Annotated in this window: 19 protein-coding genes; 7 read left to right on the forward strand and 12 right to left on the reverse strand. The window is 62.4% G+C overall.

Features of this window, described 5'->3' with window-relative positions; translation table 11 throughout:
- Window positions 1–37: 37 nt before the first annotated feature.
- From QRN54_RS12625 to casI, 3 genes are read right to left on the reverse strand one after another with little or no spacing between them, the layout of a single operon-like run.
- Window positions 38–919: an LLM class F420-dependent oxidoreductase gene (locus QRN54_RS12625; RefSeq protein ID WP_285182095.1), complete on the reverse strand. Its 882-nt coding sequence runs from the start codon at window positions 917–919 to the stop codon at window positions 38–40.
- A complete protein-coding gene (locus QRN54_RS12630; protein WP_083056677.1) occupies window positions 916–1,746 on the reverse strand; it encodes an SDR family NAD(P)-dependent oxidoreductase in 831 nt (276 codons plus the stop codon). The genes QRN54_RS12625 and QRN54_RS12630 overlap by 4 nt, the downstream gene beginning before the upstream one ends.
- Window positions 1,743–3,374 (reverse strand): steroid-22-oyl-CoA synthetase, encoded by a 1,632-nt coding sequence (gene casI / locus QRN54_RS12635; protein WP_502944048.1) that lies wholly within the window; start codon window positions 3,372–3,374, stop codon window positions 1,743–1,745. Before casI ends, QRN54_RS12630 begins: the two co-directional genes overlap by 4 nt.
- A gap of 254 nt (window positions 3,375–3,628) precedes the next feature.
- On the opposite strand from casI, the gene casG reads away from it, so the two are divergent.
- From casG to QRN54_RS12655, 4 genes are read left to right on the forward strand one after another with little or no spacing between them, the layout of a single operon-like run.
- Window positions 3,629–5,290, forward strand: a complete 1,662-nt coding sequence (casG, locus tag QRN54_RS12640; RefSeq protein WP_007732670.1) for a steroid-24-oyl-CoA synthetase — start codon at window positions 3,629–3,631, stop codon at window positions 5,288–5,290.
- A complete protein-coding gene (locus tag QRN54_RS12645; protein ID WP_054827056.1) occupies window positions 5,287–5,757 on the forward strand; it encodes a nuclear transport factor 2 family protein in 471 nt (156 codons plus the stop codon). Before casG ends, QRN54_RS12645 begins: the two co-directional genes overlap by 4 nt.
- A gap of 13 nt (window positions 5,758–5,770) precedes the next feature.
- Window positions 5,771–6,667 carry a TIGR03619 family F420-dependent LLM class oxidoreductase gene (locus QRN54_RS12650; protein WP_081558434.1) on the forward strand — a complete coding sequence of 299 codons (897 nt, stop codon included), beginning with the start codon at window positions 5,771–5,773 and terminating at the stop codon, window positions 6,665–6,667.
- Window position 6,668: 1 nt separating this feature from the next.
- Window positions 6,669–7,178, forward strand: a complete 510-nt coding sequence (locus QRN54_RS12655) for a nuclear transport factor 2 family protein (protein ID WP_042924821.1) — start codon at window positions 6,669–6,671, stop codon at window positions 7,176–7,178.
- 8 nt (window positions 7,179–7,186) lie between these two features.
- Here the strand turns inward: QRN54_RS12655 and QRN54_RS12660 are convergent, their stop codons facing one another.
- On the reverse strand, window positions 7,187–7,702 hold the full coding sequence (locus tag QRN54_RS12660; protein WP_232329918.1) for a hypothetical protein: 516 nt from the start codon (window positions 7,700–7,702) through the stop codon (window positions 7,187–7,189).
- Between the two features lie 838 nt (window positions 7,703–8,540).
- Between QRN54_RS12660 and QRN54_RS12665 the strand changes: the two genes are divergently transcribed.
- The gene (locus tag QRN54_RS12665) at window positions 8,541–10,037 is read left to right on the forward strand and encodes a DUF222 domain-containing protein (RefSeq protein ID WP_054781179.1); all 1,497 of its coding nucleotides are present in this window, start codon (window positions 8,541–8,543) and stop codon (window positions 10,035–10,037) included.
- A gap of 40 nt (window positions 10,038–10,077) precedes the next feature.
- On the opposite strand, the gene QRN54_RS12670 is transcribed toward QRN54_RS12665, so the two are convergent.
- Window positions 10,078–10,233, reverse strand: coding sequence for a hypothetical protein (locus QRN54_RS12670; RefSeq protein ID WP_003940615.1), 156 nt, complete (start codon window positions 10,231–10,233; stop codon window positions 10,078–10,080).
- A gap of 135 nt (window positions 10,234–10,368) precedes the next feature.
- Here QRN54_RS12670 and QRN54_RS12675 point away from each other — a divergent pair, with 135 nt between their 5' ends.
- Window positions 10,369–11,193 (forward strand): mycofactocin-coupled SDR family oxidoreductase, encoded by an 825-nt coding sequence (locus QRN54_RS12675; RefSeq protein WP_003940537.1) that lies wholly within the window; start codon window positions 10,369–10,371, stop codon window positions 11,191–11,193.
- Window positions 11,194–11,224: 31 nt separating this feature from the next.
- Here QRN54_RS12675 and QRN54_RS12680 read toward each other — a convergent pair whose 3' ends face one another.
- The 7 genes from QRN54_RS12680 to QRN54_RS12710 all read right to left on the reverse strand — a co-directional run bounded on the left by QRN54_RS12680 (window position 11,225) and on the right by QRN54_RS12710 (window position 19,018).
- The gene (locus tag QRN54_RS12680) at window positions 11,225–12,013 is read right to left on the reverse strand and encodes an SDR family NAD(P)-dependent oxidoreductase (RefSeq protein WP_007732675.1); all 789 of its coding nucleotides are present in this window, start codon (window positions 12,011–12,013) and stop codon (window positions 11,225–11,227) included.
- Between the two features lie 78 nt (window positions 12,014–12,091).
- Entirely contained in the window at window positions 12,092–12,742 is a 651-nt protein-coding gene (locus tag QRN54_RS12685) for a PaaI family thioesterase (protein ID WP_003940283.1), read from the reverse strand.
- The gene (locus QRN54_RS12690; RefSeq protein WP_042448411.1) at window positions 12,742–13,611 is read right to left on the reverse strand and encodes a MaoC/PaaZ C-terminal domain-containing protein; all 870 of its coding nucleotides are present in this window, start codon (window positions 13,609–13,611) and stop codon (window positions 12,742–12,744) included. Before QRN54_RS12690 ends, QRN54_RS12685 begins: the two co-directional genes overlap by 1 nt.
- Window positions 13,611–14,813 carry a lipid-transfer protein gene (locus QRN54_RS12695; protein WP_003940027.1) on the reverse strand — a complete coding sequence of 401 codons (1,203 nt, stop codon included), beginning with the start codon at window positions 14,811–14,813 and terminating at the stop codon, window positions 13,611–13,613. Before QRN54_RS12695 ends, QRN54_RS12690 begins: the two co-directional genes overlap by 1 nt.
- A gap of 7 nt (window positions 14,814–14,820) precedes the next feature.
- Window positions 14,821–17,001, reverse strand: coding sequence for an acyl-CoA dehydrogenase family protein (locus QRN54_RS12700; RefSeq protein ID WP_054826826.1), 2,181 nt, complete (start codon window positions 16,999–17,001; stop codon window positions 14,821–14,823).
- A 34-nt stretch (window positions 17,002–17,035) separates the two neighbouring features.
- Complete coding sequence (locus tag QRN54_RS12705; protein WP_007732681.1) at window positions 17,036–18,199, reverse strand: steroid 3-ketoacyl-CoA thiolase; 1,164 nt, start codon at window positions 18,197–18,199, stop codon at window positions 17,036–17,038.
- Between the two features lie 192 nt (window positions 18,200–18,391).
- Window positions 18,392–19,018 (reverse strand): TetR/AcrR family transcriptional regulator, encoded by a 627-nt coding sequence (locus QRN54_RS12710; protein ID WP_030536987.1) that lies wholly within the window; start codon window positions 19,016–19,018, stop codon window positions 18,392–18,394.
- A gap of 153 nt (window positions 19,019–19,171) precedes the next feature.
- Between QRN54_RS12710 and QRN54_RS12715 the strand changes: the two genes are divergently transcribed.
- Window positions 19,172–20,704: an FAD-dependent oxidoreductase gene (locus QRN54_RS12715; protein ID WP_285182238.1), complete on the forward strand. Its 1,533-nt coding sequence runs from the start codon at window positions 19,172–19,174 to the stop codon at window positions 20,702–20,704.
- Window positions 20,705–20,759 lie beyond the last annotated feature (55 nt).

Below are 20,759 nucleotides of genomic sequence, written 5' to 3' on the forward strand. Positions count from 1 at the left end.
CCTGAACGGGCTGGCCCATCCCTGATCAGACGAAGGACTACGCTCCGAGCCCCAGCCGCTTCGAGCATTCGGCCATTTCGTCGATGATCAGTTCCAGCGACGTGCCACGACGACTCGCGGACAACACGATTCGATCGGCTCCCAACCCGCGTGCCCAGTCGAGTTTCGCTTCGTCGAGCCTGGGCAGTGTCGCACCGAGTACCAGCGAGACGTCGGCAGGATCTCGATCTGCCTTCACCGCAGCAGCTTTCATCGCTGCTACGGCCTTGTCGAGTTCTTCACCGGCCAGTCCCAGCGGCTGGAAACCGTCACCCAACCGGCCTGCTCGCCGAGCAGCAGCGAGACTGTGTCCACCGATGTAGAGCGGAACTCCGGATTCGCGGTGCGGCTTCGGCCAGCTGTACGCACCCTTGAACGAGAAGTAATCGCCGTCGAAATCGACTGCTTCCTTGCCCGCCCAGAGTGAACGCATCACCGCGATGGCCTCATCGGCTACCTTGCCACGGCGCTCGAAGTCACCGCCGCACGCCTCGATCTCTTCCTTCATCCACCCCAGGCCGAGGCAGATGCGCAATCGCCCACCGGAAAGGCGATCGAGCGTCGCCAATCGTTTGGCGAGCACTACCGGATTGTGATTGGGCAGCACCAGAACTCCAGTGGACAAGCCCAAAGTGGTTGTGGCACCCGCCACGAACGAAAGCAGTTCGAGCGGATCCGGGATGTCGCAGTCATCGGGAAGATGCGATTTTCCGGTCGGAGAATAGGGGTACTCGCTCTCGGTGTCGGCGATGACCACCGAGTGCTCCACTGCCGAGATCTCGTCGAAACCCAGCGACTCGGCCGCACGGGCGAATTGCAGAATCCAATCAGGGTCTCCGCTTCGACCCAGTTCGACCGGAACGACCACGCCGAGCTTCATACCGTTTCCTCCAGTGTCGCCATCAATTTCGGACCATCCACGACGCGACCGAGGTACCGGTCCGCATCGGGATCTGTTGCAAGCCACACCGCCGCTGCAGCGGGTACGGATGCCGGTGTGGCCGCAAATCCGGCGTCCACGATTGCGTCCGCGCCACCACGGGCTTTCCCTGATTCCGTGATGACAAATCCCGGACTCAGGTTGAACGCTTTGATTCCGGCGTCTCGGTACTCGGAGTTGATCGCTCCGGCAATACGTCCGAACGACGCCTTCGACGCGGCGTACGACAGACCCCAACCACCCTCGCCGGGAGGCGCAGGCGGATCCATGGTCGCCGAGCCCGATGCCAGATTGACCACTACGCCGTTGCCGCTCTTGATCATCGACGGGAGTATCACCTGGACCAGAGCGAGTTGGTGCAGATAATTCCCGATCGCCATCGCCTGAGCGTCGTCGATCTCGATGTCGAGCACCCGGTCCATGTTTCCGACCGTCTGCGCGTAGGCGTTGTTCACCAACACGTCGACATGTCCCCACTCCGCCAGCACCCGTTCACCGGCGCCGCGGACGGAGGCCAGATCGAGCAGGTTCATCGGAACGGCCAATGCGCGCACACCGAAGGACTCGATCTCGGCAACCGTCGTCTCCAGGCTGCCGGGCACCGGAATCACTTGCTCGCCTTGCCTCGTTCGCGGGGCTGCCCGTCCCTCTCCTTCACGAACGGTGCGAGCAGTGATTGCAACGTCGAATCCGGCGCGCGCGAATGCAAGCGCGCACTCTCGGCCGATCCCCCGGGAAGCGCCGGTCACCAGCGCAACTTCACTCACAGGAACCGCGTGCGGCCGTGCGTCTCGAACTCCTTCTCCAGGTTCACCACGTCAGCTTCGGTCATCAACGTGTATTCGGGAGTGCCTCGGCCCACCCAGTGGAACACTGGTTCGTCGGTCCGCCAGCGATCGGCTTGAAGTTCACGTTTGAGTACCTTGTTGGAGCCCGTGACGGGCAGGTCGGTCGAAACGCGAACAAATCGTGGCGCTGCCTTGGTACCCAGATCCGCCTGCGCGGCAAGGTAGTCGGCGAACTCGACCGGATCGAAATCGGCGAGATCGGCGACCTCGATCGCAGCCATGACCTGATCACCCGAACGCGGATCCGGTACCGCGAAGACACCCGTGGCAATCACTTTGGGGTGCCGACGCAGGATGTGCTCGATCATCAAAGCCGAGGTGTTCTCACCGTCGACGCGGATCCAGTCGCCCTTGCGTCCCGCGAAGTAGATGAAGCCGGCCTCGTCGACGTAGCCGAGATCGCCTGTCCAGTACCAACCGTGGCGAACCTTCTCGGCGATCGCGTCTTCGTTCTTGTAGTACCCCTCGAACTTCTTCGATCCGGCCTTGTCGACCATCTCGCCGATGGATTCGTCGGGGTTCAGCACGTGACCGTGCTCGTCGAGAATTGCGCGGGGTCGCTCTTCGCGCGTATCGGGATCGACGATGACGATGTTCTCGCTCGCGGGACGGCCCAGCGCTCCGGCAGGTTGGTTCGGATCGAGCACTACTGAACCGGCACCTTCACTCGAACCGTATCCCTCGAAAAGTTGTGCACCGAAACGACGGATGAACTCTGCCTTGTCCCCCGGCGACGCCTCGGTCCCGAAGCCGTGGGTGAGGGTGTTCTCGATGTCGTCGGGCAGTTCCGGCGTCGCCATGAGATACCCCAAGGCCTTACCGACGTAGGTGAAATATGTTGCGCCGTAGAACCGAACGTCCGGCATGAATCCCGAGGCCGTGAACTTACGAACGAGGCAGACCGTAGCTCCCTGCGAAAGGGCCGGCGCCCACAGAGCCATCAACGCGTTGCCGTGGAAGAGCGGCATGCAGCAGTAGCAGACGTCGTCGCGGTCGATGTCGTACTTGGCGCAGTTCGCGTAGGCCAACCGCGTCAGACGCCCCTGGCTGCACCGTACTGCCTTGGACATTCCGGTGGTGCCCGAGGTGAAGAGAAGCAAGAACAGCGTCGACGCGTCGACACCGAGGTCGATCTGAGGCGACTCGACGTGATGTGCTGCAATCCTGTCCGGGTACGACGCGTCGTCGACCAGGACGAAACGATCTTCGGTCAGCCCGAGGTCCAGGCCGGCAAGCTTCTCGTAGCCTGCTTTGTCGGTGACGATCAGCTGGCAGTCGACGTACCGGACCTCAGCCTCGAGTTCAGCTCCACGCCTGGTCGGATTGATGCCGACGATCGTGGCCCCGGTCAGGGCCGCGCCGCCGAGCCAGAACAGGAACTCCGGATCGTTCTCGAGAAGAACTCCGATGTGAAACGGTCCGGGCGCGCGAAGCGACTTCGCCAGCGAGCCGCGCGCTGCGCTCTCGCGCACCACCTCGTCCCAGCTCCAGTCCTGCGTCCGCGTCCGCAGACCCAGGTGCTGATCACCGAGACGGTCGATCAACATCTGCGCGACGTCCTCGCGCTGAGGAGCTGCAAGAGCTGCATTCGAAGATGCTTCGGTGGCGGTGTTCGTCATCGTGTCCTGTGTCCTAGTCGATATCGGAATGTCGATTACTCCAACTGCGATACGACTCGAACGTATCGACGCCTCAGAGCCGGAACGGTCCCAGTCTCGCTCAGTGGTAACCGCCGCCACAGATATGATTTTCTCGTGAGATTTTGTGACGTGAAAAGCGCCACAATACGAAAGGCCATTCCATGACTGCCCCCGCAGATCCGCAGTTGCTTCTGGACCAGGCGGTCTCACGCCTCACCGGTCCAGGTGGGCCATTCGAGATCGTCGAAGAAGAGGTTCTCGGCACCGTCATGCCTGTGATGAAGAACCGCGGTCACGCCATCGGTGAACTGATCTCGGCATCTCGCGCCTGGGGCGACGGCGACTATCTCGTCACCAGCGATCGTCGAATCTCGTTCACCGAGCATGCCGATTCCGTTGCCGCGCTGGCAACTGCTCTGCGGGACAAGTACGGAGTCCGCAAGGGCGACCGTGTGGGCATCCTCGCTGCCAACACTCCCGAATGGGTCATGACGTTCTTCGCGACGCAGGCGCTCGGCGCGATCGCTGTCGGTCTCAACGGTTGGTGGGTTCCGCGCGAGGTCACCCACGGGATCGAGCTCTCACGTCCGAAGGTTCTGGTCGTGGACGCCAAGCGCGGCGCCGCCCTCCCCGAACTGCCGGCAGACATCACGGTCCTCACCATGGAAGAGGATCTGCCCGCGCTCATCGCGGAATATGCAGGCTCCGACGTGCCGAGCACCGACATCGACGAGGACGACCCTGCCGTCATCTTGTTCACCAGTGGTACCAGCGGCCGCCCCAAGGGCGCACTCCATTCGCACCGCAACGTGATGGCCGTCGTCGACTACCACAAGTACAGCGACGCGATCGGCGCCGCATTCACCGGCCGTGAGTACGACGCTTCCAAGCCGAGCCCACTGCGTTATCTACTCACCTCCCCGCTCTTCCACATCGCCAGCCTGCACAATCTGGTGGTTCCCCGTCTCGCGACGGGCAGTGCCGTCATCCTGACCGAGGGCGGCTTCGACGTCGACAAGGTGCTCGGGTTGGTCGAACGCGAGCGTGTCACCAACTGGGGTGCTGTCCCCACGATGGCATCGCGGCTACTCGAGCACGGCAACATCGCCAAGTACGACGTCTCTTCGTTGACTGCATTCTCGCTGGCATCCGCGCCGTCGTCGCCCGCGTTCAAAGAACGCCTCAAGGAGCAGGTGCCGTTCGCACGCAATGCTCTGGTCGACAGCTACGGCCTCACCGAATGCAGCACCGCCATTGCGGTCGCCGTCGGCGCCGAACTCGAAGAATTCCCAGGCACTCTCGGGCGTCCGATCATCACCGTCTCGATGGAGATTCGCGATCCCTTCGGCGAATGGCTGCCGGACGGCATCGAAGGTGAAGTGTGCGTACGCAGCCCCTTCGTCATGCTCGGATACTGGGAGAACGACGAGGCGACCGAGTCGGCAATTGCCCCCGGACGCTGGCTCCGCACCGGCGATTTCGGCGTAATCGAGAACGGGCGTCTCCGTCTCACCGGTCGTCGTTCCGACCTGATCCTGCGTGGCGGCGAGAACGTCTACCCCACCGAGATCGAGCAGACGCTCGACGAACACCCCGACGTGATCGAGTGCGCTGTCATCGGCATGCCGCACCCCGACCTCGGCCAGGAAGTGTCCGCCGTGGTTGTCCTGCGTCCCGGAGCCGCCACAACGGAGGCGGAGCTGCGTGATTACGCCGCCGAGCGACTGTCCTACTTCAAGGTGCCGTCGAAGTGGCGCATCACCAGCGATCTGTTGCCTCGCAATGCAACCGGCAAGATGGTTCGGCGCGAGATCACCGTATGACCACGGAGCTGTCACGGATCGTCGCCGAGTCGGCGATCCGTGACCTGCTATGCGAGTACACGCATCTGATCGATCAGGGCCGATTGCGTGAAGTCGCTGCATTGTTCGCCTCGTCCGACTACGGGCAGTGCGGGCCGGACGGGGTTGCCATCACGCTCATTTCGTCCGACGCCGACGCAGTGTTCGCAGCCTGCAGCGGCTTCATTCGAATGTACGGTGATCCGCCGGTTCCACGAACCAAACATCTGCTGACCAACACGCGAATCGCAGTCGACGGTGAATCAGCGACGGCACTCTCGTACGTCACGGTCATCCAAGGTACCGAAGATCTTGCCCTGCAACCTATTCTGGCGGGGCGCTACTTCGATCGCTTCACCTGCGTCGACGGGTCGTGGCAGTTCAGCTCGAGACTCTTCTGTCTGGACAACATGGGCGAGATGTCCGCGCATGCCAAGCGGGCACTGTAGAGGAACGACGACTGTGGAAATCGGCGTCAACATCTTGGGCCTCGAGGCCCTGTTCGACGGCAAGATTCGCCCGGTTCTGGACTTCGCCGCGCGTGCTGACCGTGCCGGGATCGATCTGATCTGCACCGGCGATCATCTCGGGTTCAATGCCGAAGCACACGCTCAGCGGGTAGCCGAATACAACTTCTTGTTCCCGTTGGATCACCCTTGGTACGAACCGATTTCACTTCTTTCCTCGATCGCCGCAGTGACCGAACGCGCTCGCCTCGGAGTATCGGTTCTGATCGCCACTGTTCGCCCAGCCGCCCTGCTTGCCAAACAAGTTGCAACTCTCGACTCATTGTCCGAAGGTCGAGCCGTCATGGGTTTCGGCGTCGGTTGGCAAGAAGCCGAATACACCGCTACCAACATGCCTTTCGACGCGCGATTCGGGCGCATGGAGGAGGCTGTCGCAGCGTGTCGCGAACTGTGGACCAATGCTCCGGCCACCTTCAAGGGACGCGACTTCGCCTTCGAGAACTACCACAGCCTCCCGCTGCCGATCCAAAATCGCGTACCGGTGCTCTTCGGTTTCGGACCAAGCCGGCGGAACTTCGACCGCATAGCACGCGTCGCCGACGGTTGGACCGTGAACCCGACCGACCTGGGAACGTTCACCGACAGTGTCACATTGCTGCGCAACACGTTCGAAGCCCACGACCGCGAGCCGGATACCGCACGTGTGCAAGTGTCTGCGGCGCCGGTTCGGCGCGACAATCGGTCCGTCGACCTCTCGGCAACCGCTGACAAGGTCCTGGACTGGTCCGACCGCGGCGCGTCTGCCGTGGTGCTTCGGCCTGCCGTATTCGATTGCGCTGCCGAAGAACTACCGGAATTACTCGACTGGATGACCAGCATCAAGGAGGCGTGACATGGACCAGGCACTGCAGGATCTCATCGACAAGCAGGCAATTCGTGAGGTGGTTCTGACGTACTGCCGCGGCATCGATCGCCTCGACTTCGATCTCGTCCGCAGCGCCTACCACCCGGACGCGATCGACCATCACACCGGATTCGACGGCACCATCGACGAGTACATCGCCTGGGCCACAACAAAACTCTCCGCGATCGGCGGCACGATGCACCACATCGGCAACCACCTGGTCGAACTGCACGGCGACCACGCGATCAGCGAGGCATATTCGATGTCCACACACTGGGGCGGGCCCGAAGACATCGGAATGATCAACTTCACCAGTGGTGCGCGGTTCATCGACCACATGGAGCGGCGCGACGGCCGTTGGGCGATCAAGGAGAGATGGGCCGTACGCGAGTGGACTCGCTCGGACGAGGGCCGCTTCGTCAACCCCGAAGGGCCTGGTCCGCGTGGGCGTCGAGATGCCTCGGATCCGCTCACCGCACTACGAAGGTCCCTTGAATAATTTGGGGTTCAGTCTGCGAGGTCGAATTCAACTCGCGCTCTCGCGAACAACATGCGGATATCCTTCCCGAACGTGACTGCTGCCGTTCCCAATGCATTGACCGCTGCGGTCAACGGGTCCGATTCGATCGCGTCGAAAATCGCATTGAGAGCGTAGGACGGGACATGAATATTCCCGTGATCGAACGGATTGGACTCCGGTTGCGACGAATGGTCCACTATCTCGATCTTGACTTCCAACTCCACATTGTCGGTCCCCGCACCGAATTCCTCCTCGTGTAGGTGCTCGAATGCCGTTGTGCGATTTCCGAAGGGTTCCGGAAGTTGTTGTCCCACATGCATAGCGTTGAGGGCCGGACGAACCCAATCCCTGTCGGCTAATCCCGCATGCTCATACGCCTGCACAGCGGCCCAAAACGCGAGTCGACGAAGAGTCGCGACGTTCATGCGGACGACCGCTTCGGCAAGTGGTCGGTCCATACGAGCTAGTTCTTTGCCGGACTGGAATCGTTCGAGTTCAGGCATCGGATCTCCTCCCCACTCCTGCCGCTCTCGTTCAGCAGCTTCGGCGCGGAGGTCACTGATTTGCACAACCCTGGACGGCTCGCCGTTCTCGCCGTAAATCGTTATCCATTTCGACTCGATGTCCCGTTGTGGACGAGGAATCGGTTCAGGTATCGGTTCGTCCACAGGAACGCCATATCCCGGCATGTCCCACTGCAGCGATGGCCGCACCTCGTCACCACCTGCAGGCCACATACGCACCCGCCAAACATCTCCGGGTTCCGTCGATCCGGGCCAGCCGTAGTTTACAAAACCGCGGCCGGCAATCTCGACCAGATATGACCCCTCGGGTACATCACAGACAATGAACTCCCCACCCGGAGGTGAATCAAAGCTGATTGACCCCTGCGGACCAACCGTCAGAAACGACTCACTGACCTGCTGCCATTTCTCGCGATCGGATGTGGGTCGGGAGGACCAGACTTCGACCGTTGTATGCATGTTGAAGTTGTTCTGGTGCGGGCTCAGGACAATCACAACTGTGCCGTCACTGTACGCAGGGCGCGAAGCCATCGCGAGTTCGAGCAGGTCCGTTTCCCTCCCGAAACCGTCGTCGTCGCCGTATATGTAAAACTGTCCATAGTCCATGAAGAGCACAAGCGACTGTTCACTGAGTTTCACCGCGTTCGCGTTGTCTGCCACAAGCCGATACTTACACAGTGGCACGACGATCATGTTCGAGTTTCGAATGAACAGGATCCAAAACGCAAGCACAATAAGCATTTCGGCCGATTCGGACTATTCCGACTGATTTGAGAATTCAGTTCACATCGAACACACATTCGAATATAATGGGTGCATGTTCAACCCGACAACAGAGCTCTTCGGTATCTCAGCACAGCTGACCGGTACCGAAACTGATTGTGCGCTGGTTGATCTCATGACCGATCTGCATGCATGCGAGGCGATGCTGGTCGAACGCAAGCTCGCTGTGATTGCCGAGTTCTTTTCGCGGCGAAGCTCGGAGCACGTCGCCAGTGGTGCGTGGTCGTCGACCGCACACGAGTTGGCGGAGTCGGAAGTCGGTGCGTCACTGACGATGGGTCGCGCGGCTGCCGGCAAGCTGATCGGGTTGGGGTTCTCGTTAAAGACTCGTCTGCATCGCACTCGCGCGGCGATGGCGCGTGGCGAGTTGGATCTGTACCGAGTTGGTTTGATCGATTCCGCGACCGCGAACGTGAAAGACGAATTGATCGACGAGGTGGAACGACTACTGCTCGAGCAGGTTCTCGCCCCACCAGTAGCAGGCGGAACGGGCTTGACGGGAAGACGACTGACAGCGGCGATCGATCGGATCGTGGCGATGGTGGACCCGGAAGGTATGCGAGAACGCCGACGCCGTGCTCTCACCGATCGGTTCGTCGGAGTCAGCGCTGCCGAGGACGGGATGGCAAAGATCTTGGGAAGCGTTCCGGCAGAGCAGGCTCGGGCATTCGACGGCCGACTACGCGAGTTGGCAGTGTCGGTATGCCGAAACGACTCTCGAACGTACGAGCAGCGACGAGCCGACGCGCTCTTCGAGTTGACCAACGGATCACAATTCTTGCCGTGCAACTGTGGCCGAGCTGATTGCCCGCAGGATCGTAGCGGTGGTGTTGTCGTTCGTCGGCCCGTGGTTCACGTCGTGATGACTGATTCCACTCTGCACGGTGGCGGCGAGCCCGCCCACCTCGACGGGTACGGGGTGATCAGCGCTGAGCATGCTCGCGATATCGCCCGTGGCGCCGTAATTCGAAACGTCCGAGCACCTGCTGATGACGTCGCAGAGCCGGTGCCTGCTTCGGCGCGCGTCTACCGGCCGGGCGCCGTTCTCGATACCTGGTTACGGATCATCGCGGGCAGCTGCCAATGGCTGCATTGTGATGTCCCGGCCTGGAATTCCGATCTGGACCACAATGAACCGTTCCATCACGGCGACCCCGAATGCGGCGGTAAAACGGTCGCGTCGAATATGAGTGCGTTCTGCCGCAACCATCATCGCCTCAAGCATTCCGACCGGTGGCGGTTCACGTCGAACGAGGATCGGACCATGTCGCTGACGTCGCCGACCGGGCATTGTTACCGAACGCGACCCGCAGGATTGATGGCTGGATCGCACGAACCGACACCGCCCCAGGGCGGTCGAAATCGGCGGACCCAGGCGGAGAACAAAGCTGCCCGTATCCAGAGTGAACGCAATCGCCAGCGCCGACGGATACAGAAACGAGCAGAGGAGCACGTTCAATACAAGCGGCGGAAATCACCGCGAGCCCGCCGAGAACCCAACGACTACGGGGACGACCCGCCACCGTTCTGAGATACCGAGCGGTGTCGAGGCGCGCCGACGGGTCGCAGGGTCAGTCTGACGTCGGCTTGGTGCCGTCTTCTGGTGCCGGATCGTCGTCGGCAAGCGGATCTATGGTGTCGACACCTTCAAGGACGGTCAGCTCTTCTTCCGCCTCGGCGAGGAGCCCTTTGGCTTCAGCTTCGACCTTCTTCACCCAATCGGACATCCCGAGCCTCTTCTCTTCCGAAGCGAGTTCCCGCTGTAACTGAACTCAGACTACGTCGCCGGCGACGAATTTCGCCGTCCCCTCGGGTCAGTACTCATGACCGAGTAGTCATGATTCACGACGGACGGAGCACGCATGCCCGGACAGTTGGAAGGCAAAACCGCACTGATCACCGGGGCCGCCCGAGGTCAGGGCAGGAGCCACGCCGTGCGATTGGCGCAGGAGGGCGCGAACATCATTGCGCTCGACATCTGCCGTCAGATCGAATCGGTGGCCTACCCGATGGGAACCGCCGACGATTTGCGGCAGACAACAGCAGCGGTCGAGAACCTGGGACGAAGTATCGTCGCGCGAGAAGTGGATGTTCGCGATCTGTCCGCACTGCGAACTGCGGTATCCGAAGGAATTGCGGAGCTGGGCAGCGTCGACATCGTCCTGGCCAACGCCGGTATCGGCATGATGTCCCCGGATATCGACGATGCTCGCGCCTTCCGCGACCAGATGGAGGTCAACCTATTCGGCGTCTGGAATACCGTCCAGGCCGCAGCGCCCGCGATGATCGAACAAGGTACAGGTGGCGCAATAGTCCTTACCGGATCAACTCTGGGACTTGTCGGTCGTGGAGGTGACGGCACCGGCGGATCCGACGGCTACTGCGCGAGTAAACACGCCATCGTGGGGCTTGGGCGCACGTGGTCGCACTGGCTTGCTCCCCACAATATTCGTGTCAACTCCGTGCACCCGACTGGCGCGAATACACCGATGGTCGTCAACGACGCGGTCGCGAAGCTGTTTGCGGACTCCCCGACATCGAGCGGAGCCGACGTGGGCAACCTCTTGAATGTCGAGTTGATCGAAGCTGCCGACGTCAGCAACGCGATAGCCTGGCTGGTTTCGGATCAGGCTCGATACGTCACAGGTATCGCGTTGCCGGTCGACGCCGGGTTCACGGCCAAATAGACGCCGGATACACCGGCCGAGTCGCCGTCGATCAGTCGACGGTCGGCGCCCACTGCACGCCGTTGATGTGCCCACCACCGTCGACGAAGAGGGTGTTGCCGGTGACGTAACGGCTGTCGTCACTTGCCAGGAAGGCCGCAACGGGGCCGATGTCGTCGAGGGGATCGCCGATCCGCCCCATCGGGTTCTGTGCGGCCATCACTGCCACGTTCTCCGGATTGGCTTCGGCGACACGCTTGTACGCCGCACTCTGCGCACCGGGACAGATGACGTTGCAGTTCACCTGCTTGGGAGCCCACTCGCGGGCAGCAGTGCGAGTCAGGGTTCGCAATGCTTCCTTCGCCGCGTTGTACTGCACCGAGTACATGTGAGCATTCACGCCGTTGAGGCTGCACATGTTGATCACGCGGCCCGTGCCGTGTCGCTCCAGTTCCGGCAGGGCAGCCTGCATCGCCCAGAATGCCGCCATCACTGCCATGTCGAAACCGCCGCGCAATTGCTCGTCGGTCATCTTCTCGAGCCGAGCGAAACCGAAAGTCCGCCAAGCATTGTTGACCAGGATGTCGAGGCGTCCGAACCGCTCGACGGACTTGTCGACCATGGCAACAACCTGAGCTTTGTCAGTGACGTCGGTCCGGACGAATTCCGCCTCCGCGCCCCATTCGTCCCGCAACCACTGGGTGGTTTCGAGGCCCGCTGCCTCGTCGATCTCGGCAACCAACACCGACGCGCCTTCACGCGCGAACGCGCCCGCCACTCCGCGCCCGATGCCCATACCGGCACCGGTGACCACTGCTACACGTCCGTCGAGCTTGCCCACTGGGCCCTCCTTCGTCAGAACCCCTGTGCGCCTTTTTGGTAGTTCCCACTACCAAAAAGGCGCACGGGGGCGAAGCCCCTACCTGGGGCGCGGCACGGTCTTGTCGATGAACAGTCCCTCTACCGACACACACAATTCGCCGTCCGCAGTTTTGATCTCACCGACGGTGTGAATCTTGCGGCCGTCCTTGGACAGGAATTTGCCGCTGATCGTGAGGGGCTCGAACAGCGGAGTCGGGCGATGGTACCGAGTGCTCAATTGTGCTGTCATGCCGGAAGTTCCACCCCAGGCGTTCGCGACGCCGAGAACGTGATCGAGCAGCAGCGCCGAAACACCGCCGTGCACATGGCCGGGAGGGCCCTGGTACGGCAGCGTCAACGTGACCACTCCCTGCACCGACCCGTCAGCGAGCCCTTCCAGTACGAGCGGCGGCGCAATGGCGTTCTCGGGGCCGGTCACGGGGTCGTGACGAGTCACGCCCTCACCGTTCCACATGTCGATCAACCGCTCGGCCACCTCGGGTGAGTGCTGTTCGAGATGCTCTGCAATGCTGTTGAGCTCCTCCGCAACCCGGTCCAAATTGGCGTTTCCGCGGTCGGTGCGCAGCATCGCGTCGACAACGCGACGCGCTGCTGCCGTGGCCCGGTCGACCGGGGCGTCCTGCGGCGGCGACGTCAGAATCGTGCCGCCCGGATGTGTCGCTGCTGTGGGGTGCGAACCGAGGTCCATCAGTTGATCTCCATTGTTGCGTGCGTGAGAACCGGGGAGTTCTCGCGTTCGGGGCACGTCGCCGCCAACGTCAGTGTGTTGCCGTCCTGCCATACCGAGGTGGTGATGGATTCGCCGGGGAAGAGCGAACCTGCAAACCGCACCGAGTAGTTCTTCACCCGCGTCGGATCTCCGTCGAGAATCCCGTCTACCACGGCCTTGCAGACGATGCCGTACGACGCGAGGCCGTGCAGAATCGGTGCATCGAAGCCCGCCATCTTCGCGAAGGAGGGATCAGCGTGCAGCGGGTTCATGTCTCCACTGAGTCGGTACACCAGCGCCTGTGAGGGACTCGTGCTCGACGTCAGTACCTTGTCGGGCGCTCGATCAGGCACCCCGGCAACAACTTCGGGCCCGGCGTTGCCGCCGAATCCACCTTCGCCGCGCGCCCAGATCTGCATTCCGGTGGTCCATAACGGATTCCCGTCCAGGTCCTCGGCCGCCGTCTCGAGAACGATCACAGCTGCCTTTCCCTTGTCCCAGACATCGGCGACCCGAGAGGAAATACGGGCAGCACCCGTCGACGGGATGGGCGCGTGAAGTGCCAGCGACTGCCCACCGTGCAGGATCTTTCGCAGATCGATGTCGATTCCCGGCATACTCATCGACGGTGCGGGCAGTACACCCGCCGAAACTCCCTGGCCTGCAACCATTGCAAACGTCGGGAGTACCTTCAGCCCCTTTTCGTACACCCAGGTCAGTTCAGCGGGATCGAGAGCATTCACCCCTGCCCCGAGTCCCAATTGGTAGAGCATGACGTCGCGATCGGTCCACGACGCCTCGCGCACAGTCGGTTCGGCGGCCAACGCCACCTCGAGATCGATAGCCATCAGTTCTCCAAAGTTCCGGCTCGGTAGACCGTCACGACGCACGCGCCGCCCAGTCCGAGGTTGTGTTGCAAGCCAATACGAGCGCCTTCGACCTGCCGCGCATCCGCGGTCCCGCGGAGCTGCCACGTGAGTTCGGCGCACTGCGCCAAGCCCGTCGCGCCCAGCGGGTGTCCCTTCGAGATCAAACCACCCGACGGGTTGACGACCCACTGGCCGCCGTACGTGGTCGCGCCGGATTCGACGAGCTTTCCGCCTTCTCCGACCGCGCACATCCCCAGGCCCTCGTAGGTGATGATCTCGTTGATCGCGAAGCAGTCGTGCAGTTCGATGACGTCGACGTCATCGATGGTGATCCCGGCCTGCGCGAAGACCTGCTCTGCCGCAGCTGCCGTCATCGGCGCGCCGACCACGTCGATCATCGACTTCTCGGCGAACGCTGCCTCGGTGTCAGTGGTCAACGCCTGTGCGACGATTTCGATCGCCCGGTCTTCGAGGCCGTGCTCACGCACGAACTTCTCGCTCACGACGATCGCGGCTCCGGCGCCGTCCGAGGTCGGCGAGCACTGCGAACGTGTCAGCGGCTCGTGAATCATCTTGTCGCCGAGTACCTGTTCGAGGGTGTACTCGTCACGGAACTGTGCGTACGGATTGTTCACCGAATGCTTGTGATTCTTGACCGCCACCGCTGCGATCTGCTCGACCGTGGTGCCGTACTTCTTCATGTGCTCGACGGCAGCGTTACCGAACAGCTGAGCTGTCATCGGCGATCGGGCGAACCCGTAATCCTCGACCATGATCTTCAGCTGAGAGTCCAAGGTCGTGACCTTGGGCATCTCACCGTTACCGGTCAACGCCGTTTTGGTCATCTTCTCGAAGCCGACGGCCAAGGCGCACTCGGCTTGTCCGGCCTGGACCCACTCGCGCGCCATCATCAGCGCCGTCGAGCCGGTCGCGCAGTTGTTGTTGACGTTGAAGATCGGAATGCCGGTCAGACCGGTCTCGTAGAGAGCTCGCTGTCCTGCTGTCGACGCGTTGAACACGTAACCGACCGCAGCACGCTGAATCTGGCCGTAGCCGATCCCGGCATCGGTCAGGGCATTCGAGACGGCTTCGGTCACCATGTCCGGGTATTCCCAGTCGCGGGTCTCGATCTTCTCGAACTTGGTCATGCCGACGCCGATGACGAAGGTGCGATTGCTCATGTGCAGGTCACTTTCCCGGTTCAGGGTCGCGAGGCAGACCCAGGATTCGCTCACCGATGATGTTGAGCTGAACATTGGTTGTACCACCCGCGATGGACATGCACTGCGAGTTCAAGAACATCTGGGTTGCAGACATCCGATGCTGTTCGCCCAGAAGTGAACTCGGTCCGGCCCACTCCATTGCCACGTCCCAGACCTGCTGGATGTGCTCGACACCGATCAGCTTCGCCACCGAGGATTCGGCACCCGGCTGCGCGCCGGTGAGCGAGCGCAGCGTGGTGCGCAGACCGAGCAGACCACCGGATTGCGCGTCGCACAGCACCTTTCCGAGCACGGTCAGCTGCTCGTCGTCGATGCCACCGGGCAGTCCGTCGACCAGGCTCAGAAGAGCCTCGCCACCCGATCCGAGCGACGAGTCGTTGGACAGCGAGACACGCTCGTTGGCCAGCGTGGTGCGAGCGAGCTTCCAGCCGTCGCCTGGCTCGCCGACCAGGCACTCGTCGGGAACGAAGACGTCGTCGAAGAAGACTTCGTTGAACAGTGCTTCACCGGTGATCTCGCGAAGCGGGCGAATGTCGAGGCCGCTGTTCTTGATGTCGATCAGGAAGTAGGACAGACCCTTGTGCTTGGGGGCGTCGGCGTCGGTGCGCGCGAGGCAGATTCCCCAGTGCGCGTCGCGTGCCATCGACGTCCACACCTTCTGGCCCTGCAACTTCCAGCCACCGTCGACCTTGGTGGCCTTTGTACTCAGCGCGGCGAGGTCGGAACCTGCGCCGGGCTCGGAGAAGAGCTGACACCAGACGATGTCCCCGCGCAGTGACGGCGGGACGAACTTGGCGAGCTGCTCTTCGTTGCCGTGCGCGATGAGCGTCGGGATGACCCAGTTGCCGATGATCATGTCGTGCGGCTTGATCTTCGCAGCGCGCAGTTCTTCGGCGATGACCAGCTGGCTGACGGCATCGGCGGATTTGCCCCACGGAGCCGTGAAGTGCGGTGCGGTGTAGCCCTTTTCCGCGAGGTACGTCTTCTGCGCGGCACCTTCGAGTTCGAGCGCAGGACCGAGCTCGGCGCGAACGTCGGCGCGGACCGCCTCGGCCTCGGGCGGCAACTCGATGCTGAGCACGCGACGGGTGCCGGCAATGGTCAGCTCGGCAACGCGACGACGCCAGGATGCCGTGGAACCCAGCAGAATTCGCAGGGACTGCGCGCGGCGCAGGTACAGGTGCGCGTCGTGCTCCCACGTGTAGCCGATTCCGCCGAGCACCTGGATGCAGTCACGCGTGACGGAGAAGCCAGCCTCGAGGGCCGTGGCTCCGGCGACGGCTGCTGCGAGAGAAGCCTCTTCGGCACCGACGCCGTTGGCGGGAGTCAGCGCACGCGCAGCGTCCCAAGCGCAGACGCGTGCCTGCTCGGCAAGCGCGAGCATACGTGCAGCCTTGTGCTTGACACCCTGGAACTGGCCGATCGGGCGACCGAACTGCTGACGCACCTTCGCGTAGTCGGCCGACGTCGTGACTGCCCAGTCGGCCAAGCCTGATGCCTCGGCCGCGAACAGTGTTGCGGCAATGTCGAGTACACGCTGGGTATCGATGGTGAGGATCTCGGAATCGGTGAGCACCAAACCGTCGACGGTGACCTCGGAGTTACGACGCACGACGTCGTAGCTGGCCAAGTCCGTGACCTCGAGGCGGTCACGTCCGAGCAGAACGAATCCGCTGTCCGTCGCGAGGAGGAACAGGTCAGCGACATGGCCGCCGAGAATAAGGCTGGACGTTCCGCTGAGGGTGGTGTTGTCGCCGTCGCGGGTGATCTTCAGCGAACCCGGCTGTAGTGCAACAGCTCCGAGCGTGCTGCCATCCACGAGCGTCGGCAGTCTGTCCGTTTCTCCGGCATCGCTGAGAACAGCGCTGACCACTACCGTCGGCAGGAATGGTCCGGGAACCATCGAGCGTCCAAGTTCCTCGACGACGATGGCGAGTTCGACCAATCCGTATCCTGCGCCGCCGAATTCCTCGGCTACGTGTAGTCCGAGAAGCCCCTGCTCGGCAAGCCCGTTCCAGAGTTGGGGGCGAGTTTCGACCTTCGCCTCGACGGCTTCACGGACGACGGTGGGTGTTGCGTGACGCGCCGCCCAGCCCCGTACGGAGTCGCGGAGGTCACGATCTTCTTCACTCAATCCAATAGTCATGTCTACCTCGTCAATTCGACAGTGTCAGTACGGGTCAGATGCGTTCGATAATGGTGGCGGTCGAGAGAGCGCCACCGGCGCACATCGTGACCAGAGCCGTCGACTTGTTCGAGCGCTCGAGTTCGTGCAGCGCAGTGGTGATCAGACGAGCGCCCGTGGAACCGACGGGATGTCCGAGCGCGATCGCACCACCGTTGACGTTGACCTTGGACAGGTCTGCGCCGTGAACCTGCGCCCAGGAGAGCACGACCGAGGCAAAGGCTTCGTTGATTTCGACGAGATCGATGTCGTCCAAGGTCATTTTGGCCTTGTCGAGCACCATCTGGGTGGACTCGATCGGCCCGTCCAGGTGATAGAAGGGATCGGATCCGACCATGCCGGACGCGACGATCCGCGCGCGGGGCTTCAATCCCAGTTCCTGTGCGCGCTCTTCGCTCATCAGCAGTACCGCAGCCGCGCCATCACTGATCTGCGACGAGTTGCCGGCGGTGTGGATATGGCCTTCGATGACCGGCTTGAGCCCAGCCAGCGCTTCTGCCGTCGTCTCACGCAGTCCCCCGTCGCGAGTGACAGTGGCGATCTCACCGGTAGGCACGCCTTCCTTGTCCACCACGGGAGCCTTGACGGGCACGATCTCGCGGTCGAAGCGTCCTTCTGCCCAAGCCTGAGCTGCGCGGCGCTGCGATTCCAGACCGAACGCGTCGACGTCGGCGCGCGTGATCCCACGCTTCTCGGCAATTCGCTGCGCGGAGGTGAACTGGTCACCCATGTCGATGGTCCAGTCGTCCGGGTACGGGTTTCCCGTTCCCGGTGCGTTTGCCTGACCCAGGAACACACGGCTCATAGCCTCGACGCCGCAGCCGATACCGGCCGAGATCTGACCAGACGAAATCAGGCCGGAAATCAAATGCACTGCCTGCTGGGCGGATCCACAGGCGCAATCGATAGTGGTTGCCGCGGTGCTGTACGGCAATCCGGCGTGCAGCCACGCCTGCCGCGTGACGTTGTTGGACTGCTCACCTGCCTGGGTGACACAGCCGCCGATGATCTGTCCGATGTCTTCCGGTGCGACGCCTGCCCGTTCGAGAACGCCGAGCTGCGCTGCTCCCAGAATCTCGGCGGGGTGCAGTCCCGCCAGGGCGCCGCGACGACGGCCGATCGGTGTCCGAGCGGCCTCGACGATGACTGCATGACCCATGATGTTCGCTCCTTCGTGGAGTTTTCGGTCGGCGAGCTGGCTCACCGTCTATTTTTCTGTAATTTATTCTATTAATGATGTCAGGGCAATGTCCGGATTGACATCAACTCCCAACCGATGCGGATTCAAAAATAGAATTGATTTCAATTTTGCGAACATGACGAACCCACCCCAGAGAGGGGCGAAGTCACGTCAGTGCCGTGAGAGATTCACCAGAAGCAGGTCGCATCCCTTGCGGATGTCGTACTCCGCATCGGGGATGGAGATTCGACCGTTGAGGCACGATTGGATGACCCCGAACCACAGCTGCATCAGCAGACGCAACCCGGTGTTGTCTTCTTCGGTGGGGTTCTCGATCCCGGCCGCGTCGAGGATGATCTGCCGGAAGCCGCGATCGATCTTTCCCACGTCCGGCACCGTCGCGACGTTGGCGGTACTGGACGACTGCAGCATCGCAGTCGAGAGAGCCGGCCGACGCAGTAACCCGCGAGTCGCGCGAACCAATACCTCGTACACCGCATCCTGCGGATTGTCCGACTGAACCTGATGCCTGACAAAGCTGGCACCGATCTGGTCGATCTGCTCGACCATCACAGCGACGAAGAGGTGCGTCTTCGAGGGGAAATAGCGATAAAGAGTGCCGATGGCCACGCCCGCCCGCTTGGCGACCTCGTGCATCTGTACCCGTGAGAGTTCCTTCTCGGTCCCCAATTCGGCTGCCGCTTCCAGCATCCGCACATGGCGCGCCCGCTGCTCGTCCGAACTGGGCTCTGCAGCGTCCCTGACCTCGGCAATTCTCGGCAACGTCGCCCCCATCATCGATTCTGTGTCCCGGTCGCGAACGACCTCGCCAATTCTCTCATCTCGACCACCCATCTCGGCATATTGCCCGCTCAGTGGGACCTGGCATGGCCTTCTCTCCCCGTGCGGTATTCCGTGGACACCCCACCCTCTTGGAGTTAGGACGCAATGATGCAGGACTGGACCACCGAGTGCGACGTGTTGGTAGTCGGCTCCGGCGGCGGCGCGCTGACCGGCGCATACACCGCGGCAGCTCGAGGATTGACGACGATCGTCCTCGAGAAAACCGATCGCTTCGGCGGAACTTCCGCGTACTCGGGCGCATCCATCTGGCTGCCGGGAACCCAAGTACAGGAACGTGCGGGACTCCCCGACTCGACGGAGAACGCACGCACCTATCTGCGCGCATTGCTCGGCGACGCCGAGTCCGAGCGCCAGGATGCCTATGTCGAGACCGCTCCCGATGTCGTCGCACTACTCGAGCAGAACCCGCACATCGAATTCGAGTTCCGTGCGTTCCCCGACTACTACAAGGCCGAAGGCCGGATGGACACGGGACGCTCCATCAACCCTCTCGATCTCGATCCTGCCGACATCGGTGACCTCGCCGGCAAGGTGCGTCCGGAACTCGACCAAGACCGCACCGGTCAGGATCATGCTCCCGGCCCGATGATCGGTGGGCGCGCACTGATCGGCCGACTGCTGGCCGCAGTCCAGAGCACCGGTAACGCAGAACTTCGTACCGAATCCATCCTCACCTCCCTGATCGTGGAAGACGGTCGGGTTGTCGGCGCCGAGGTCGAATCCGGCGGCGAAACCCAGCGAATCAAGGCGAACCGCGGTGTGCTGATGGCAGCGGGCGGCATCGAAGGCAACGCCGAGATGCGTGAGCAGGCCGGCACCCCCGGCAAAGCAATCTGGAGTATGGGTCCCTTCGGCGCCAACACCGGTGACGCGATCTCCGCCGGAATTGCTGTCGGTGGCGCAACCGCTTTGCTCGATCAGGCGTGGTTCTGCCCCGGCGTCGAGCAGCCGGACGGCAGCGCCGCATTCATGGTCGGCGTTCGCGGCGGACTCGTCGTCGACAACGCGGGCGAGCGTTACCTCAACGAGTCTCTCCCGTACGACCAGTTCGGCCGGGCCATGGATGCGCACGACGACAACGGTTCTGCAGTGCCGTCCTTCATGATCTTCGACTCGCGCGAGGGTGGCGGACTGCCTGCCATCTGCATCCCGAACACGGCGCCCGCCAAACACCTCGAGGCCGGAACCTGGGTCGCCGCCGACACTCTCGAAGAACTCGCCGCCAAGACCGGACTGCCGGCCGACGCATTGCGCAGCACTGTCGAAAAGTTAAACGATGCCGCAAAGCTGGGAGTCGACGAAGAGTTCCATCGCGGCGAAGACCCGTACGACGCGTTCTTCTGCCCACCCAACGGCGGCGCGAATGCTGCACTGACGGCGATCGAGAACGGTCCGTTCTACGCGGCCCGCATCGTCCTCAGTGACCTCGGCACCAAGGGCGGATTGGTCACCGACGTCAACGGTCGAGTCCTGCGTGCCGACGGCAGCGCCATCGGCGGCCTGTACGCCGCCGGCAATACGAGCGCGTCACTGAGCGGCCGCTTCTACCCCGGTCCTGGCGTTCCGCTCGGCACGGCCATGGTCTTCTCGTACCGAGCAGCCCAGGACATGGCGAAGTAACCAGCACAACGAGGACGTGGGGCAGGCAATGTCAGAATCACCTGCCCCACACTCT

It is taken from the genome of Rhodococcus sp. MEB032, from assembly GCF_030208925.1.
GTDB classification, from domain to species: Bacteria; Actinomycetota; Actinomycetes; order Mycobacteriales; family Mycobacteriaceae; genus Rhodococcus_F; species Rhodococcus_F qingshengii.

What these genes read in the sequence shown, in the direction of transcription:
- QRN54_RS12625 (WP_285182095.1), bottom strand. Translation starts at nt 919, where the DNA reads ATGAAGCTCGGCGTGGTCGTTCCGGTCGAACTGGGTCGAAGCGGAGAC.
- casI (WP_502944048.1), bottom strand. Translation starts at nt 3,374, where the DNA reads ATGTTGATCGACCGTCTCGGTGATCAGCACCTGGGTCTGCGGACGCGG.
- casG (WP_007732670.1), top strand. Translation starts at nt 3,629, where the DNA reads ATGACTGCCCCCGCAGATCCGCAGTTGCTTCTGGACCAGGCGGTCTCA.
- QRN54_RS12645 (WP_054827056.1), top strand. Translation starts at nt 5,287, where the DNA reads ATGACCACGGAGCTGTCACGGATCGTCGCCGAGTCGGCGATCCGTGAC.
- QRN54_RS12655 (WP_042924821.1), top strand. Translation starts at nt 6,669, where the DNA reads ATGGACCAGGCACTGCAGGATCTCATCGACAAGCAGGCAATTCGTGAG.
- QRN54_RS12660 (WP_232329918.1), bottom strand. Translation starts at nt 7,702, where the DNA reads ATGCCTGAACTCGAACGATTCCAGTCCGGCAAAGAACTAGCTCGTATG.
- QRN54_RS12665 (WP_054781179.1), top strand. Translation starts at nt 8,541, where the DNA reads ATGTTCAACCCGACAACAGAGCTCTTCGGTATCTCAGCACAGCTGACC.
- QRN54_RS12670 (WP_003940615.1), bottom strand. Translation starts at nt 10,233, where the DNA reads ATGTCCGATTGGGTGAAGAAGGTCGAAGCTGAAGCCAAAGGGCTCCTC.
- QRN54_RS12675 (WP_003940537.1), top strand. Translation starts at nt 10,369, where the DNA reads ATGCCCGGACAGTTGGAAGGCAAAACCGCACTGATCACCGGGGCCGCC.
- QRN54_RS12685 (WP_003940283.1), bottom strand. Translation starts at nt 12,742, where the DNA reads ATGGACCTCGGTTCGCACCCCACAGCAGCGACACATCCGGGCGGCACG.
- QRN54_RS12690 (WP_042448411.1), bottom strand. Translation starts at nt 13,611, where the DNA reads ATGGCTATCGATCTCGAGGTGGCGTTGGCCGCCGAACCGACTGTGCGC.
- QRN54_RS12695 (WP_003940027.1), bottom strand. Translation starts at nt 14,813, where the DNA reads ATGAGCAATCGCACCTTCGTCATCGGCGTCGGCATGACCAAGTTCGAG.
- QRN54_RS12700 (WP_054826826.1), bottom strand. Translation starts at nt 17,001, where the DNA reads ATGACTATTGGATTGAGTGAAGAAGATCGTGACCTCCGCGACTCCGTA.
- QRN54_RS12705 (WP_007732681.1), bottom strand. Translation starts at nt 18,199, where the DNA reads ATGGGTCATGCAGTCATCGTCGAGGCCGCTCGGACACCGATCGGCCGT.
- QRN54_RS12710 (WP_030536987.1), bottom strand. Translation starts at nt 19,018, where the DNA reads ATGATGGGGGCGACGTTGCCGAGAATTGCCGAGGTCAGGGACGCTGCA.
- QRN54_RS12715 (WP_285182238.1), top strand. Translation starts at nt 19,172, where the DNA reads ATGCAGGACTGGACCACCGAGTGCGACGTGTTGGTAGTCGGCTCCGGC.